The following is a 17,131-nucleotide window of genomic DNA, read 5'->3' on the forward strand; positions in this document are numbered from 1 at the left end:
AGAACTGAAGAAAGGTTCCACACTGTGGCTCGAACTCGCTCCGTGGCGCTGCTTACCTGCGCCACACTTCTCTTCTCCCCCGCTACCGCCGTAGCCGGCCCTGACGACGGCAAACACGTCGCCACCCAAACGCACATCGATTCCCCCAAAGCATTCTGGGAAGACGATTCTCTTAACCTCAAGAGCCATTCAGCCGAATCCGACCACGATCTCGCCGACACCGTCACATGGGTAGGCAAAGGCTGGGACCAGAACGGCACGAACCAATACCAGTTCACCGTGCCTGAAGACCCTGCGCTCTCCTTCCTAGGGAAGCCGGGCGAAACCTATTACATGGCCCCTGCCAGCGTGCAGGGCAGCCTGGACCCGGTATGGATGGGCTTTGGCGCGGACACTGAGCTTCCTGTCGACACCTTCCGCGATAACATCGCCTCCCTCGACCTGTTAAGCGTCGATGGACCGGGCGAAGTAGAGATGTTTGGCTACTACCCCGGCCCTGGCGGGCTTCAACGATTCTTTGGCACGTCGGAGGGCGCACCTCACTCCGCGTGGCTGACTAGCGGCACGCATACCCACAACTTCACTGTCTTTTCCAAACCCGGGCGCTACCAGCTCACCTACCAAACCACCGCGCGAAACAAAGACGGCGAGTTCATTTCCTCCAAGCCGACAACCACGTCCATTCAGGTCGGAGGGCAGCGCCCGTCAGACCACAGCACTCCCTCCCTCAAGGAGCGCTTCGAACAGGCATCCGCAGGGGACGCTAGCCAGAAGGACTATCGCCTGCGCATCGCCCCTGCTAAGTCCCGTGACAAAGATGGAGACGAGCGGCTTTCCTCCATCGACTTCGCTGGGGGCAGTAACGGCACGCTCACGCTGCTTATCGACGGCTACTTCCTCACCGACCTGCCCGTTACCGACGGCAAAGCCCACTTTGACGAGTTCCTAGGCCCAGAATCCTCCGAGATTCAGGCGGTGTACACCCCAGAAGATGGCAGCCCGCGGTGGGTATCCGAGCAGCTCAAGTACTCCGAGGGCGCAGAAGTAGCCACCACCTCGAAGACGTCCGCGGAGTCCTGGGAGGAGACGACCAACCCCCGTCAACTCTTCTCCGGAGAAGAGGTTTCGCTATCTGACACGGGACTGTCCGCGCGCGCCGTTCCGGAGGGCGAAGACGCCACCCGCATCATCCTGGAGGCAGCCGATAAAAACCTGGAAGGCTACGTGCACGGTGGCTTCTTTAGTAAGGGAAGCTCGCTTCCGGACATCGATTTCGACGGCACTATCACCCGCGGCCGCGCGGAATTTGTCGTCGGTGCCAATGCAAACTTCAACGGCAATACCGTGCGCCTCGATATTCTTCCGCACCCAAGCATCACGCAAGACTCCGGCAGCATCACGCTGACCGACAATTTCGCTTTCGGAAAAACGTACGAGCGCGTGGGCAAACTCGGCGCTGGGGCTCAGGCTCCTGCGCCAGCCCCAGATAACACTCCTCAGCCCGAACCCGGCGACAACACCGGTGTCTGCGCCGACAAGGCAGTGCTCGACCACGGACACGTCGATATTTCGGTATCCCGTGACGGCGATAAGTTTCTCACCCGCCTCAAGGATGAAACGGCCATCGTGGATAAGAAGACCGTCGAGCGCCCGCTTGACGACGTCGTCCTCGCAGTACACGACAACGCCCTGCGCTCCCGCCCCGCCGCGCTCAACGGCAAGGAATTCGACTACCTGGGCAAGGAGAAATTCTTCCTCCTCCCCCAAACCCAAGAGCAGAGCATCATCTGGCCGGGATATAACACCCAAGCTCTCAACTACAAGGACTATAAAGACGGCAAGGTCATGCTCAATATTAAGCCCGTCGAGAAGCCTGAAGGCGCAGAAATTGGGCTCTTCACTACTGAAGGATTAGGCAAAGGTTTTACCCCGCTGATCAACTCAGCGGAGGGGGACTTGTCCATCGAGACCACTTTTGCCTCGCATACCCACAGCAATTGGGTCTTTACCAAGCCGGGTATCTACAAACTCGAAGTCAGCTACACGGCCACCACCGCCGATGGCAAAGAAATTTCCTCCGAACCCCAGGTGCTCACCGTCGCGGCCGGAGACGCCGCAATCAAGGACTGCGCAAGCTCCAAGGGAGGAAGCGAAGGCGAAGGCACCGACACACCCGGCGGCAAGAAGCCAGGAAACACGAAGCCCAGTGGAGATAAGGGGACGACGTCCTCTAAGCCCAAGCTCGACAGCCTGTGGGGATTAGTGCTTCCGGCCGTCGTGGCCCTCATTTTCCAACGCCTCTTCAATTTCTACAACGACCACAGAGCCCAGATTGAGGCCCGCTTCAACGGTCTGCTTCACCGCTAGAAAGGACACACTTCGATTGCATTCCGCACCGCTGAAAACATTCAATGCCGCCGTGTGCGCCATCGCCGTGGCACTTCTCGTGTCCGTCCTTGGCCTTCCAGCGACTGCCCGCGCCGAAGGCGAGCTTATAGATTCTGGGCACGTGGATGCCTTCTATGTCTCTGCGCCGGGTGGTCAGCTGACGTTGTCGATGAAGGAAGACGTCACCGGTAGTGGCGTCGTCAGGCCCGGTAACGATGTCACCCTCAAGGTGGCTGAGGAGGCATGGAGCGAGGCGACCGAGCGCATCGATGGCATCGGCACACCGACGTACTACCTCCCCCAGACCCAGGACAGCTCACTCCTGTGGCCGGGTTGGGATACGCAAGCGGCCCAATCTGCTGGATATAAGGACGTGAACTTCGAATTTGTTGAGGTCACCGGGCCCGGTGACATCTTTATCTTCGAAACCGCAGGCTTTGGCGATATTCAACCGGTCACAGACGCCGGCGAGCTCGACTTGGTGTCCGGTGACGTCATCAATCAGGCTTACCCGGCGCACCGACACGTTAATTGGGCGTTTAGCGAACCGGGTACGTACACCATGACTGTTCAGGCTGAATCCAACGGCGACACGAGTAATCAGGTCACCTATACCTGGGATGTCGGCGACGGCGAAGCCGCTCCCCAGGATTCCGGGGACGAGGAATCCAGCGTCGATGATGGCACTGACGGTGCCGACGATGGCCACGAGGCAGCGCAAGGCGCCGCCTCCCCTGAGCAACCTGCTTCCTCCAACTCCGGCTCACGCTCTCACGCTGGAAGCACCGGAGCCGGAAGCCCTGGAGGCGCTGCCCGCGGTTCGGCCCCCGCTGCCGGTGCCAAAAACACCAAACAACAGGCCCACAACAAGGAGCGTAAAGACCGCACAGCTCGCGGGGAAAGGAAGGAGCGCAAGCCTTCTCACCGATCCGCCGAAACCGCGGACGGGGAGAATGTGGACACGGTGGCTGCGGCCGGCTACTACGACAGTGGGCAAAACCTGTTGCCGTGGGGCATCGGCATCCTCGGCCTGGGAATGCTTGTGCTGGGCCTGGCGCTAGCGCGCCTCGCGCTGCTGAAGGGCCGCGATTGATGCCTCGGAAAGTACGCACTCGGATGGCGTGCACCGCGATTCTTTCCGCCATCTCTCTCGGCGCCTCAGCGCTGAGTGGCTGCGCGAGCACTGCCAGCGGAGACGATGCAAAGGTGAAGGTGGTGGCGACGACACCGATACTGGGGGACGTCGCCAAGCATGTGGCCGGACATGACGCCACGGTGACGACCCTGATCCCCGCGGGAAAGGATCCCCATACCTTTGAACCGAGCCTGCGCTCGGTGCGGGACATCGCAAACGCAGACGTACTGCTGTCCAACGGGTTCCTTCTCGAGCCACAGAATCTGCTGAAGTCCATGAAGGAGTCGTCGGATGTGCCCGTCACGGAGGTGGCGGATCAGGCCTCCACGCGTGGAGCGAAGCTGGTCCCGCTGGTGGAGAACATCGCGCTCGACGCCGTGTGGCTGGGGTTGCGCGTGCGCAACGCAGCCCCAGGTACCACGAGCGTCGACATGCGTCTGCTCGGTGTGGAAGGACCCGGCGATGTCGCGGCCTACGTGGTCTCTACGTTCGGGACACCTGAACCACTCTTTAACAGCGCCGATGGGATAGATCCGCGCGAGGATTCCACGACGCTGCCAGCCAACGCCCACACGCACGTTTCCTGGGCTTTTAGCAAGCCCGGTATCTACAGGTTGAGCTTTGGCGCTACCAACAGCACCCCGCAGGAGTTCACGGTGGCGGTGGGCGTTAGCGCCCCTGCGGGAATGCGCACACTCGATGCAGGTCACGTGGATATCACCGCGGACATGGCTACGGGAAAACTCGACTTGGAGGACCAAGGCGAGCATTTTGATCCGAAGACCACGGTGTTGCGCGTCCCGAACTCCGCGTTGCAGGAGATCCCGCCGGATCCCTCTTACCGTTTCTTGGGCCGGCCCGGGGATGAGACCTATCTCCTGCCCCAAGCTGTCTTGGGCAAGCACATTCACGGCGAAGTAGACCCACATCTGTGGCATAACGCCGCCAACGTTGTCAGTTTCACCGAGGTCATCGCTGAGCAGCTTGCACAGGCGGACCCCTCACACGGTGCGGACTACCGTGCCCGCGCACAGGACTACATCACACAGGTGCGGGACGTTGACGACGAAGTCCGGCAGCTCATCTCTGCCATTCCTGAGCGCAACCGCCACCTCGTCACACCCCACCACGGATACGCCTACCTGGAGCAAGGCTACGGCATTGATATCGCGGGCTTCGTTACTCCGAACCCGGCCATCGAGCCCTCGCCGCGCGATGTCATTGCTCTGCGCCGCACCTTGGAGAACCTCCAGCTTCCCGCCGTATTCGTAGAACCAACGCAACAAGCCAGCGCGGATGTCATCCGGGAAGCCGCCGATTCCCTCGGGGTGGCTGTATGCCCGATTTACGGCGACACGCTTGATGACGCCGTTCCGACGTATCTCGACCTCTTGCGCTTCAACGCGCACTCACTCAACCGCTGTCTCAGCAACACAACAAAGGAATCTCATGTCTAAACTCACCATCCGAACCGTCACTATGCCGCTTGCGGCAACGCTTACCGCCGCGGCCTTGGCTTTCGCACCGGCAGCTGCCTTCGCCGGAGATCTCGCCCAGGTGGTCAGCTCTAACGAAGAGGTAGCCGCGCCTGGAACGGCTGCCACCATCGATCACGGCCACGTCGACCTAGGGCTCCTGCTCTCCGAAGGCCAAGCTGAGTTCCTCGCTCGCGATGATTCGGCTGAAACACCCGTGTGGCGCCAGCCCGAGGATGTGGTCTTCCAGGTGGGTGACAACGCCCTGTTGACTCTGCCGGAGGACAAGGCATTCTCCTTCGTTGGCGCAGAACCTGGCTCGCAGGTGTGGGTCGTACCGCAAACGGAGCAGGCTGACGTTCCGTGGTTGGGCTGGAATACCCAAGCTCCCTCATTGGCAGACAACGTTGAGCGAGGAGTGACAATGGAGTTCCTCGGGCACCAAGGCCCGGGTGAGTTCTCCCTCTTCCTGCAAAACGGCGGCTTCGAAGAACCTCAGCTGCTGTGGTCTACAGCAACCGGGGACTCAGAAGGCTTCTGGGTGGACTTGGGCACTCATACCCACGCCAATTGGGTGTTCACCGAGCCCGGCATTCACCAGATCCGGGTCCGCATGAGCGGCGAGGGCGCAGGAGAAAGCGCCGGAAAAGAGGTAGCTGCCGAAGCCACCTTGACCTTCGCTGTGGGCGATGACGCCGACGTTGCGCAAGCACAGGCCGTGGAATGGGACCCCAATGCCGAGTCCTCCGCCACGTCCGGCTCTATGTCGGCGTCGGTGCCCACGTGGATCTGGGCGCTCGCGGGCGTAGGCGTCCTCGTGCTCATCGGTGCCATCATCGCCGTCGTGCGCGCGAAGGGTGGGCGGCGTGGCTAATCCCTTCATTACGGTAAACGATCTGTCCGTATCGCTGTCCGGCCGCCGCGTCATCGACGGGGCAAGCTTTTCTGTTAACCCTGGCGAGTTTATCGGCCTCCTCGGCCCGAACGGTGCTGGCAAAACCACGCTCATGCGCGCTGTCTTAGGCCTCGTGCCCTTTACCGGGACCATCGACGTGACCACCTCGCTTGGCTATGTCCCGCAGCGCCACGACGTAGAGTGGGACTTCCCCATCAGCGTGGCCAAGGCGGTGCTGAGTGGGCGCACTGGACTAGTGGGGTGGTTCCGGCGCCCAGGGCGCTCCGATAAGGAGGCCGCGCGGCGGGCCATCGAGCTGACCAACCTGGAAGAATTCGCACGGCGTCCTATAGCCCAGCTTTCCGGCGGGCAACGCCAGCGCGTCCTCATCGCCCGCGCCTTAGCTTGCGAACCAGAGGTGCTGCTTCTCGACGAACCTTTCACCGGCCTCGACGCCCCCAATACCGAGGAGCTCTTGCTTCTTTTTGACAAGCTCACTACAGATGGCACCAGCGTTGTCATGTCCACGCACAACCTCTCAGAGGCCGCACATTCCTGCTCACGGCTTGTGCTCTTCAACCGGGGCATCATCGCTGACGGCCCAGCGGAAACCCTGCGCTTAACCCCACAGCCTTGGAGCACCACCTTCGGAGTCTCAGCCTCCTCGCCCCTGCTCTCCGCGATTGGGGTGGCGGCATGATCGACATCTCGCTAGTTGAGTTCTTCCAAGACCTCACCAACCCGCACTTGGACTTCCTCGCCCGCGCAGTAGGGATCTCCCTCCTCGCCGCAATCGTGTGCGGCGTGGTGGGGTGCTACGTCGTGCTACGTGGAATGGCCTTCATCGGCGATGCAGTGTCCCACGCAGTGTTCCCGGGACTGGCCATCGCCTTCGCACTTCACGGGTCAGTACTGCTGGGCGGCGCCGTGGCGGGTTGCGCGGTGGCCGTGCTCATCGCGTGCTTCTCCCAGCGGCGAACTGTGCGCGAAGATTCCGTCATCGGCATCTTCTTTGCCGCTTCCTTTGCGCTCGGCATGGTGATCATCTCACGCGTGGAGGGTTACACGGCTTCGCTCACCAGCTTTCTTTTCGGCTCGCTGACGGGCGTCTCCCACGCAGATCTCTACACCGCGTTCACCGTCTCGGTGCTTATCGTGGCCACAGTATTGCTCCTCGGCCCCCAGCTCACAGCCACCTGCCTGGACAAAGAGACTGCCCGTGCCATGGGGCTTCCCGTCTTTGTCCTAGACATCGTGCTTTACCTTTGCGTCACGGGCGCGGTGGTTATCTCCGTGGGAACCATCGGCAACGTCCTCGTCCTGGCCCTCCTCATCACCCCAGCCGCGACCGCCAGGCTGCTTTGTGACTCGCTGGGGTCAATGATGGTCGCCTCCGCGGTGATCGGTTCGCTGGGCAGTTTCTTCGGAATCTACCTCGCATGGGCCATCGATCTTCCCGCCGGCGCAACCATCGTGCTGCTGCTTACCGCCTGCTTCCTTGTGGCGTGGGCACTCTCCCCTCTACTGCATTCCCGCCGCGACGCGGCATCCACCTCGCAATCACACACCTCGAAGGAGACCTTGTCCGCATGAACTCTTTCCATATGACACGTATGAGCTTCCGCCCGCTTACCCTGACCGCTGTCGCTGCACTAGCTCTCAGTACCCCGCCCTTGGTGGCCGCTGCACCGCCAGCCCTCGCCGAAGAGCACGCGAGCGAGGCCTCCTGCGATGCCGACTCCCTGCACGCCTTTACCCGCGGGCACCAAGACCTAGCATTGGTCGGAGATTCCGGAAACCTCTCCTTCTTGGCCCGCGATGACGAGTCAGGCAAGGACTACACCTCTGGCGAGTTTTACGTGGAGGTGGGCAGCAACGCCGCCTTTGAAGAATCCGCAGGCAACGACATCCCATCGAAAGGCTGGCAGATTCCCCAAACCCAGAACCCGGATATCCCGTGGGTTGGATTCAACACCAGCTACCTCGACGAGGCTGCGGCAGCCGACGCCACCCTATCCTTAACGCTGCACGCCGCGCCGGACGGCGGACGCATGGTGGGCTTCCAGAACACCTTGGGCGCTGCGCCCACCGTGCTCTTTGATTCAGATAACCCGGATATCACTTGGGACTACCCCGATCACTTCCACAGCCACACCGGGATAATCTTCACCGAACCGGGAGCATACGCCGCTACCTTCACGTTCACGCTCAACGATGGCTCCGAGCACTCCATCGACGTACCGTTCTTGGTCGGCGACGCCGATGCCTCCGACATCTGCGAATTGGAGTGGGACTCCAGCGAAGGCGACAATGCCGGCTCGGGCAGCCCGAAGAACCGGCCGCAGCAACTGGCCAAGGACATCAATGACACCTCCAAGTCCATCGCACAGTTGGATAAGACTATGGACAAAACACTCAAGGAGGCAGATACCCTCCTCAACGGTGGAAAGCCCTCCGAAACAAGTCGGGCTCAGGATTCGCGGCACTCCACGCGTCCGAGTGCGCGCAGTAAAGAACAACCAGGAACATCACCAACGTCTAAAGAGCCCAGTACTGAACGCCCAGCTGATGGCCAGCGCTCAGTGTCGCAGTCCCAGAACTCGGCACAGAACGGTGTAGCCCACACAGCGCAAGGACAGAGAGATTCGGCACATCGTGGGGCGTCGCAAAGCACTGCTTCCTCAGGAGAAAAAGGCTCCACGCGCAACACCGCTGCCAACCGGGAACGCGGCGCAAAGCAGGAAGCACAGCAACAGCACTCTGCGTCCGACTCCAACGAAGACTATGCTGACGCCGAAAACATCCAGGCCATGAGCTATGGAGCCCCGATGGTCGGCTTCTGGGCAGGCTTCCTCGCAGGCATGGGCTCCCTGGCCCTGCTACTTGGTATCGGGCTGTTTGTTGCCGTGCAGTTCTTCCGCCCGCGCAATCGCGACTAGCACCTCGATACCGGTCATATCACAAAAGCAAGGGATCTGGTTTCGGCGCTAGCAGCGGAAGGAACTAGAGTTATTCCTTATGTGTGAAAACAGACCCTCTACCGCCCCCGACTTCCTCCTGTCCCGCGCGACGGGGTCTGTGCGTACCCAAGGTTCAACCACCACCTTTAGCGCTGTCGATGATGCAGTGTCCGCACTACGTGCCGGCAGCGCGCCCATGGTCGTCGGCGCACTTCCCTTTCACAAGGGTGATCCAGCTGCGCTCACCGTGCCGCGCAGCATCATTCGTGAGGACGGGCCTCTTGAGCCCCATGCCTACTACCGCAGCGGCAAGCTCAATGCGCGCGTGACCGGTTTTGATCCGGAGCCGGAAGAGCACCTGCGCCGCATTGAGGCCGCCATCGCTACGATCGAAGCCTCCAAACTGGACAAGGTGGTTCTTGCTCGCGCCGTTGACATTGAGTTCAATGCTCCGGTGGATCCGCTTCTCGTGGCCGCGCGGTTGATCGATCTATCCTCGCACCGCGATGGCTTCATCGCCGACCTGTCACCGGCGGGACGCCCAGGATCTATGCTCGTGGGCTCCTCCCCGGAAGTGTTGATTAAGAAGCAAGGCTCAACGGTTACGGCCTTCCCCCTAGCTGGCTCGGCGCCCCGCCAGACCGATAAAGCACGCGATATCAAGGCCGGTCAAGACCTCCAAAACTCAGGCAAGGATCTGCGCGAGCATGCCTTCGTCGTGGACCACATCCGCCGGATCTTGCAGCCGCTGTGCAGTACTCTCGACGCCCCCACCACCCCGCAGCTGACCTCCACGAACGAGATGTGGCATCTGGGGACCCCGATTGCGGGAACACTGAAGGATTCGAATTTCACGGCACTCGAACTGGCCGAGCTGGTCTACCCCACCCCCGCTATCTGCGGTACCCCCACGGAAGCCGCGCAAGCGCTGATCGAAACCGCCGAAGCCGACCGCGGCTTCTACGCCGGTGCAGTGGGCTGGTGCGATGACTCCGGCGATGGCGAGTACATGGTGGCCATCCGCTGCGCCGAAGTAGCCGGCGATGGACTCTCCGCCCGCGCGTGGGCGGGCGGCGGAATCGTCGTGGATTCCGACCCGACGGCCGAGCTTCAGGAAACCACGGCGAAGTTGCGTACCATTCTCAAAGCACTCGGCCTCTAAAGCGGCCTTTAGGCGCGCTCAATCGGGTTGGTCAGGCTGCCCACGCCGGGGATCTCAATTTCGATGGTATCGCCCGGCACCATCGGCGCCGTACCAGCCGGGGAACCTGTGGTGATGACATCGCCGGGCAGAAGCGTGTACGACTGCGAGATCTCCGCGATGATGCCGCCCATCTTCACGATCATCTGGTCGGTGTTGGAATCCTGCTTTTGCTCGCGCTTGCCATCGTGGGTCAGGTAAGCGTTGATCTTCTGGTCATCAAGGTCGATGCAGTCCAGGTCCGTCTCAATCCACGGGCCCAGCGGGCAGAAGGTGTCAATGCCCTTCGCACGTGCCCACTGGCCATCCTGGAACTGCAGGTCGCGCGAAGAAACGTCGTTGCAGATGGTGTAGCCAACGACGTGATCCCGCCACTTCTCCGGATCAATATTCTTCGAGACCTTTGAGATCACCACCGCGAGCTCTCCCTCGAACTCCACGTTGGTGGCGAACTCCGGGATCTTGATGGGGGCACCAGGGCCAATGACCGCGGTGGAGGGCTTAATAAAGATCGTCGGCGGCAGGTGCTCCGCGGATTCCTTGAAGACCTCAGCCACGTGGTCGGCGTAGTTTCGGCCAAGCGCCACGACCTTGGTGGGCAGGGTCGGCGCCAGCAAGCGCACCTCGCTCAGCGGCCACTCGCGGCCAGTTGGCTCCGGCGGGGTAAACGGGGTGCCGGAGATTTCCTTGGCCACCAGCTGGTCAAGCGGGGCGTCGGCGGGGCCATCAATGATGGCGAAACAAATACCTTCGGTGTGAGCAATTCGTCCTAAACGCATGACGGCCATACTACTCGCAAGGGTTTTTCACTCGCGTTCAGGGGCTAGGTGTAAAGCTTGCAAAGAACGCGATGATACTGCAGGCGTCCAACTTGTGGTACAACGCCCGCTCGGCCGCCTAGCGCTTGGCGACGTCCCCCAAGGTCACCGCCCGCGTGCTCCCCCGCAGTGCTAGATATAGCTCAGCGCAGGCCAAAGCATCACTCAGCGCATTGTGATTGCCATAGCGTGGCAAACCGTATCTCGCGCGAACTCGGGGAAGCCGCAGGTCCTCGCCGCGCGGATAAGTGCCCATGCGTTCCATGTGGCGCCGCTCGATAGCAAAGGTATCAACCACGCTCAGCCGAGGGACCTGACCAAATATCTCTTTGGAAGCCGCTTCTATGAAGCCCACCTCCACAGGCGCGAAGTGAGCGAGTAGCGCTCGGCCGTTCAGGGCCTTTCGCAACTGCTTCATCGCCACTTCGCGTTCCTCGCCGGCATCAATAACCTCCTGCGTCAGCAGGTGGACATGTGCATCTTCGGCCACCTTCGCGCCGCGCACCACGGTATAGCCGGCGCCAGATAGGTCGATAACACCGCCGTTCACCGGTACCCACCCAATAGAAACAATATTTCCTGTGCGCGGATCAAGACTCGTGGTCTCCATATCTACGGCGAGCAATCCCAGCTCATCGAGCGGGGTACTTCGTACAGGCGCGCCCCAATCCGCGCGGCGGCTCCACCGGCTCCACATCTAGATACTCCTCACCGGGTACTTGGTGGCAAGCGCGTTCTGCATGGATTTGATCGCACGGAAAGCATCGCGCAGGTGCTCGCGGTCCATGCGGCCCAAGCTCTTGGGGTCAATGTGGTAGTCCGGCTTGTGCCCTTCTCGCAACTGTCGGGCTTGGTGCTCGAAGGAAAGGGATCGGAGGTAGTCGAAGGCGTCGAGAAGCTCCTGTGCACCGCGGCGGCTCACCGCGTTCCCGGCGGCTTCGCTTAGGCGCTGGCGGGTGTCCACAACCGTGGAGCCGGATGCTAGGGCAAAGAGCCGGGCCATCTGGACAATACCCGCGGTACCTCCCTTTTTGATGTCGAGGGTATGTGCATAGTCGCCATCGCGCTCCACCACGAGTCCGCGAAAAAGCGTCAGCGGCGGCTCGCGGCGCGCGGCCAGGCTAGCCAGGTGGGCGTGCAGGCGCGTCGCACCCTTGCCCATCTCCACGGCGGCAGTGTGGACCTCGCGGGCCAGCTCCTCGCTTCCGTAGAGCACGCGGAAGTCGAAGAAAATCTGGGCGTTGAGCAGCGCCTCCGGTTGGGGGTCCCGGATCCATTTGCGGAAGGTGTCGATCCATTGGGAGCGCGTCATCCGCCACTCGGCGTTCATGGCCATCATGTCACCTGGGCACAGAGCCTGACCGGCGGCGGCAAGGCCCTGGCACACGAAGGTACTAAGCCGAGCGAAATACTCGCCGTGCGCGCTGGCATCATAATCATCCGCGAGGACGAGCGCATTATCCTGATCCGAGGCCAGCGCCATCTCGCGCCGCCCCTGCGAACCCACGGCCACGAAGGCATACTCCACTGGCGGAGGACCCAGTTCTTCCTCGGCGAGGGTGCACAGACGGCGCGCTACCGCATCGGCGGCCAGCGTGACCAGGCTGGACGCTTCCGCCGGCGTAGAGCCGCGTTCCACGAAACGCCCGGCAAGAAGCGTGGCTTCGCTGAAGGCTTCACTAAGCTCAGCGGCATTGGCGCGCCGCGAGAGATCTGCTGCGAGGTAGACCGGATCATTGTAGAGCAGCCGCGTGATGTCCGATTGCGTGACTATTCCCTGTAGGCTGCCTTCTTTAACCACCGGCAGGTGGTGGATTCCGCGCTCGGCCATGTGCAAGAGTGCTTCCATGGCCGGGGCATCCGCCGACACCGTGAGGGGCTGAGGCGTCATGATCTCCCCCACCGATTCAGCAGGGTCGCGCTCCGCGGCGAGCACGCGGGTGCGCAGATCACGGTCGGTCACAATGCCGGCAAGATGCTTGGCTGAATCTGAACCCGGTGTAACAACGAGCAGTGAGGACACACCGCGGTCCGTCATTAGCATCGCGGCTTCACGGATGGTAGTGGCAGCCGGCGCAGTCAGTATGTCGGCGCGAATGAGCTCTCGCAGCGGCGTGCGTAAAACGTCGGTCGAAGTGGATTCAGAAAGCTCGCGCGCTGCGGCGCGGATCTGGCGCGATTGCGCTGAAAAGAATCGCCCAATGTCGGGGTTCCGGCGGGACAACTCGCTGAAGTCCTCCTGCGCCAGGGTGAAGACGAGGCTGTCCTCCACCGCGACCATCTCATAAGCGGAGTGAGGCTCCCCCTGCAGCGTGGAATAGCCAAAGGTGAGGCCGGATTCGCGGCGGTCTAGCAGCATGCCGTCCTCCCCCAGCACATCAATCGCGCCGGTGCGGATGATGTGCAGGTTGGCATTTTCTTGCCCCAGCTTGATGGGGATATCCCCTCGGCGCAGGTAGATCATGCTCAACTGTGAGGACAGCGCGTTAAGCTCTTCCTCCGGCAAGTGGGAGAAAGGCTCATTCTTGGCCAGGAAGCTGGTGACCTCGTCTATTTCGACGCTCATGCGCCAACCATACAGGGCTAGGCGCTGAGCGCGGAGGCGATTCGATCACCAATTTCGGTGGTGCCCGCCGGTGCGTCGCCGCGGGAGGAGACGTCGGCAGCCACGGCCTCCTCGATGCGCACGGTGTTCTCCTCATCCCCGAGGTGGCGCAACAGCATGGCCGCCGACAGGATCGCCGCGGTGGGATCCGCGATGCCCTTGCCTGCGATATCCGGGGCGGAGCCGTGGACCGGCTCGAACATGGAGGGGTTAGCGCCGGAGGCATCGATGTTGCCGGAGGCAGCCAGACCAATACCGCCGGTAACTGCACCCGCCAAGTCGGTCAGGATGTCGCCGAAGAGGTTGTCGGTCACGATGACGTCATAGCGCGCTGGGTCGGTGACCATGTAGATCGTTGCGGCATCGATGTGGTTGTAATCTACGGTGACCTCGGGGAATTCCTTCGCAACCTCGTCCACCGTGCGCTGCCAGAGGCCACCGGCATTAACAAGGACATTGGTCTTGTGCACCAAAGTCACGTGCTTGCGGCGGCCCATCGCACGCTGAAAGGCATCACGCACCACGCGTTCAACGCCGAAGCGCGTGTTCTGGGAGACCTCCGAGGCCACCTCGTGTTCGGTACCTTCGCGCAGCGTGCCGCCGTTTCCGCAGTACAGACCTTCGGTGCCCTCACGGACGACGACAAAGTCGATATCGCCCGGGTTTGCCAGCGGAGAGGTGGACGTCGGGTACAGCTTGGAGGGGCGCAGGTTGACGTGATGGTCCAGGGCGAAACGCATCTTCAGCAGCAAGCCGCGCTCAAGCACACCGGGCGGGACCTCATCGGGCGCACCAATGGCGCCGAGCAGGATGGCGTCGTGTTCGCGCAGGGAGGCCAGGTCGGCGTCGGTAAGCAGCTCCCCGTTGCGCAGGTAGCGTCGGGCACCGAGGTCATAGTCCGTTACCTCGACATCCTGGCGTACCGCGCGCAGGACCTTGAGTGCTTCCGCGGTTACCTCGGGACCGATTCCATCGCCGCCAATCACTGCCAGTTTCATTTTGTGGGATTCCTTTCTCACATATTGGATATATGTGAGAGTACCACCCCCTCTGCCTTGAGGGCGGCGAAACCCCCGCAAAGAACCGTTCTCGGTCCTTCACGGGGGGCTGGGATGAAAGGTTCAGCTGTCCAGACTAGGCATCCAAATCAAGCTGGCGGCAGGTAGCACCCAGCGCCGCGTTGATTTCCTCGACAAGCTCCTCCGGTACCTCGCGCTCAACTCGCAAGATAAGGACTGCATCGGAGACATCCTTGCCCTGGGTCAATGCAGCCGCCACAATGTTGATGCCGGCAGCGCCAAGCTTCGTGCCCACAGTGCCCAAGGCACCCGGGGCATCCTTGTAGGAGAAGAAGAGATTGCGGCCCGTTGCGCGCATGTCGACGCCACGGCCATTGATGCGGATGATCTTTTCGACGCCGTCGATGCCAGTCAGGGCACCAGTGAGCTGCGAAACCAAGCCGTCGGGGCCGATAACCTTGACCCTCACGGAGGAGCGGTGCCCCTTCGATTCCACGTTGGTCTTGACGTCCACGCTCACGCCGCGGCTTTCGGCGATCTGCATCGCGTTCACAAAAGTAACGGTCTCCGAGACCACGCCAGAAAACAGCCCGCGAGCAGCGGACAAACCAAGAGCCGAAACATCCTCGTTGGCCAGCTCGCCGCAAGCCTCCACTTCGACGGCAACCGGCGCAGCGTCCAACAGGTTGCCTGCGACGAGGCCCAGCTTGCGCGTCAGATCCAACCAGCCGGCAACCTCTTCGCCGACCCGGCCGCCTTCGACGTTGACGGCATCCGCAACGAACTCGCCGGCCAGTGCCTTGAGCACGGAGGCAGCCACATCGGTACCCGCGCGGTCCTGGGCCTCTACCGTAGACGCGCCAAGGTGTGGGGAGACGGTCACCTGCGGAAGCTCGAAGAGCGGGGAATCCGTGCAGGGCTCGGAAGCATAGACATCGAAACCGGCGCCGCGGTGGTGACCGGACTTGATCGAAGCAGCCAAGGCTGCCTCGTCGACCAAGCCGCCGCGGGCAGCGTTGATAATGATCTGCCCCTTCTTGGCCTTCGCCAGGAGCTCGGCGTCAAACATGCCGGCGGTCTCCGGGGTCTTGGGCAGGTGAATGGTCACGAAGTCAGCGCGAGACATGAGCTCCTCAAGGGGCACCAATTCCACGCCCAGCGCTGCCGCACGGGCCGGGTTGGCATAAGGGTCGTGTGCGATGACGGTGGTCTCAAATGCCAGCAGGCGCTGGGCAAAGAGCTGGCCGATATGACCGAAACCCACGATGCCGATGGTCTTGCCGTACACCTCAACACCCTTGAAGGAGGAACGCTTCCACTCACCTTGGCGCAGGGACTGATCCGCCGCCGGAACTTGACGCGCGGTAGCGAGAAGCAGCGCGATCGCCTGCTCGCAGGCGGAGTGGATGTTGGAGGTCGGCGCGTTGACGACCATGACGCCACGCTCGGTAGCAGCGGGGATATCAACGTTGTCCAAGCCGACGCCAGCACGCCCCACAATCTTCAGGTTCTTCGCTGCGGTCAACACCTCCGCGTCCACGGTCGTAGCGGAGCGGACGAGGAGGGCGTCTGCCTCCGGCACCGCGGCAAGCAGCTCCGCGCGGTTGGGGCCGTCAACCCAGCGGACCTCAACTTTGTCCCCGAGAGCATCGACGGTGGATTCTGCAAGCTTATCGGCGATAAGTACGACCGGCTTCGACATAACTTCCTTCACTAGTCTGAAATGTGGATGCCGAGAAGTGTAGTTTATTCTTTCCAGCCCTGAGCGATTTTATGCGTGAATTCTGTCACTGAACCGAATTCCGGCCCGAGGGCCACGATCGGGCCATCCGCCAACCCCGCAGTAATCGCCGCGCCGGCTTTCGTTGCCGTCGGATCCGGTTGCGCCATCACGAACACCGTACCGCCATACGCGGTGGCGTTCACCACGTTTGCTAAAGGGCTGTCCTTCGTCGCCACGATCACCGGTGCCATCTGCGCATCACGGCGCGCCTGGGCAGGAATCGCTGGCATCTTTTCCTTCGTAAGGTGCTGCGGCAGGGGTTCCCACGCGGCCTTCAACTCCGTCTTGGTCGAAGAATCTAGGCGCGTGATGCTGTCCACCATGCGTTCGCGATTCACCACCACCTTGGATTCAAAGCGGAATGCGGTGTACTCCCCCAGCGCCTTGGTGTTTCCCGGATCGTGCACCACTTCGCGTTCGCCATTGTGGCTAGCCCATGGGACATCCCCGATGACGAGGATCTGGTCAACGTCAAGGTCGGTAAGCAGCTGCGAGATCTGCGGGCGAATCGAGGAATCGTAGGTCACCATTGGCACGCGCTGCGATACGCTCAGCGTCGCGGCCCGCAGGGCAGCGGCATCTGAGTCTTCGGCCAAGATCAGCGTATTGCTTTCCTTGAAGAACAAACGCGCGGAGTCAATTCCCCAGCGGTCCTCAACCACCGTAACCTCGTTGGCGAATTGCGGGTCAATAAGCCGCAGACGGTTTTCTTCGCTCGCGCGGGCTAGGTCAATCTCCGCCTCAGGGCGGGCGGTGATGTCCTGCGTCAGGATTGGCTCACCGCGCCCAAGCGAGGAGCAGCCCACGGCCGCAAGCGCGCTCATGCCCAGCAGCAGCGCTACAGGCACGGCC

General features: G+C 61.8%; 14 protein-coding genes. 8 read left to right on the forward strand and 6 right to left on the reverse strand.

Annotated elements, in window-relative coordinates; translation table 11 throughout:
- Positions 1–24: 24 nt before the first annotated feature.
- The 8 genes from HMPREF2822_RS10410 to HMPREF2822_RS10445 all read left to right on the forward strand — a co-directional run bounded on the left by HMPREF2822_RS10410 (position 25) and on the right by HMPREF2822_RS10445 (position 10,015).
- Complete coding sequence (locus HMPREF2822_RS10410; RefSeq protein ID WP_070524396.1) at positions 25–2,367, forward strand: choice-of-anchor M domain-containing protein; 2,343 nt, start codon at positions 25–27, stop codon at positions 2,365–2,367.
- Between the two features lie 16 nt (positions 2,368–2,383).
- Positions 2,384–3,481 carry a choice-of-anchor M domain-containing protein gene (locus HMPREF2822_RS10415; RefSeq protein ID WP_232755682.1) on the forward strand — a complete coding sequence of 366 codons (1,098 nt, stop codon included), beginning with the start codon at positions 2,384–2,386 and terminating at the stop codon, positions 3,479–3,481.
- Positions 3,481–4,980: an anchored repeat ABC transporter, substrate-binding protein gene (locus HMPREF2822_RS10420; protein WP_070524400.1), complete on the forward strand. Its 1,500-nt coding sequence runs from the start codon at positions 3,481–3,483 to the stop codon at positions 4,978–4,980. The genes HMPREF2822_RS10415 and HMPREF2822_RS10420 overlap by 1 nt, the downstream gene beginning before the upstream one ends.
- Positions 4,973–5,872, forward strand: a complete 900-nt coding sequence (locus HMPREF2822_RS10425; protein ID WP_070524402.1) for a choice-of-anchor M domain-containing protein — start codon at positions 4,973–4,975, stop codon at positions 5,870–5,872. Before HMPREF2822_RS10420 ends, HMPREF2822_RS10425 begins: the two co-directional genes overlap by 8 nt.
- Positions 5,865–6,593 carry an anchored repeat-type ABC transporter ATP-binding subunit gene (locus HMPREF2822_RS10430; RefSeq protein ID WP_070524404.1) on the forward strand — a complete coding sequence of 243 codons (729 nt, stop codon included), beginning with the start codon at positions 5,865–5,867 and terminating at the stop codon, positions 6,591–6,593. Before HMPREF2822_RS10425 ends, HMPREF2822_RS10430 begins: the two co-directional genes overlap by 8 nt.
- Positions 6,590–7,486: an anchored repeat-type ABC transporter permease subunit gene (locus HMPREF2822_RS10435; protein ID WP_070524407.1), complete on the forward strand. Its 897-nt coding sequence runs from the start codon at positions 6,590–6,592 to the stop codon at positions 7,484–7,486. Before HMPREF2822_RS10430 ends, HMPREF2822_RS10435 begins: the two co-directional genes overlap by 4 nt.
- A complete protein-coding gene (locus HMPREF2822_RS10440) occupies positions 7,483–8,832 on the forward strand; it encodes a choice-of-anchor M domain-containing protein (RefSeq protein WP_070524409.1) in 1,350 nt (449 codons plus the stop codon). The genes HMPREF2822_RS10435 and HMPREF2822_RS10440 overlap by 4 nt, the downstream gene beginning before the upstream one ends.
- A 79-nt stretch (positions 8,833–8,911) precedes the next feature.
- Positions 8,912–10,015: an isochorismate synthase gene (locus HMPREF2822_RS10445; protein WP_070524411.1), complete on the forward strand. Its 1,104-nt coding sequence runs from the start codon at positions 8,912–8,914 to the stop codon at positions 10,013–10,015.
- Positions 10,016–10,023: 8 nt separating this feature from the next.
- Here HMPREF2822_RS10445 and HMPREF2822_RS10450 read toward each other — a convergent pair whose 3' ends face one another.
- The 6 genes from HMPREF2822_RS10450 to HMPREF2822_RS10475 form a co-directional block, all read right to left on the reverse strand.
- Positions 10,024–10,833, reverse strand: a complete 810-nt coding sequence (locus HMPREF2822_RS10450; RefSeq protein ID WP_185963178.1) for a fumarylacetoacetate hydrolase family protein — start codon at positions 10,831–10,833, stop codon at positions 10,024–10,026.
- 118 nt (positions 10,834–10,951) lie between these two features.
- Positions 10,952–11,569 carry an exonuclease domain-containing protein gene (locus HMPREF2822_RS10455; protein WP_070524415.1) on the reverse strand — a complete coding sequence of 206 codons (618 nt, stop codon included), beginning with the start codon at positions 11,567–11,569 and terminating at the stop codon, positions 10,952–10,954.
- Positions 11,570–13,438, reverse strand: a complete 1,869-nt coding sequence (locus tag HMPREF2822_RS10460) for a DUF294 nucleotidyltransferase-like domain-containing protein (RefSeq protein WP_070524417.1) — start codon at positions 13,436–13,438, stop codon at positions 11,570–11,572.
- Between the two features lie 17 nt (positions 13,439–13,455).
- Positions 13,456–14,475 (reverse strand): 3-isopropylmalate dehydrogenase, encoded by a 1,020-nt coding sequence (locus tag HMPREF2822_RS10465; protein WP_070524419.1) that lies wholly within the window; start codon positions 14,473–14,475, stop codon positions 13,456–13,458.
- Between the two features lie 136 nt (positions 14,476–14,611).
- A complete protein-coding gene (gene serA / locus HMPREF2822_RS10470; protein ID WP_070524421.1) occupies positions 14,612–16,198 on the reverse strand; it encodes a phosphoglycerate dehydrogenase in 1,587 nt (528 codons plus the stop codon).
- A 44-nt stretch (positions 16,199–16,242) separates the two neighbouring features.
- Positions 16,243–17,127, reverse strand: coding sequence for a hypothetical protein (locus tag HMPREF2822_RS10475; RefSeq protein WP_118790712.1), 885 nt, complete (start codon positions 17,125–17,127; stop codon positions 16,243–16,245).
- Positions 17,128–17,131: the final 4 nt, after the last annotated feature.

The sequence above is a fragment of the Corynebacterium sp. HMSC062E11 genome, from assembly GCF_001811845.1.
Lineage (GTDB): Bacteria > Actinomycetota > Actinomycetes > Mycobacteriales > Mycobacteriaceae > Corynebacterium > Corynebacterium hesseae.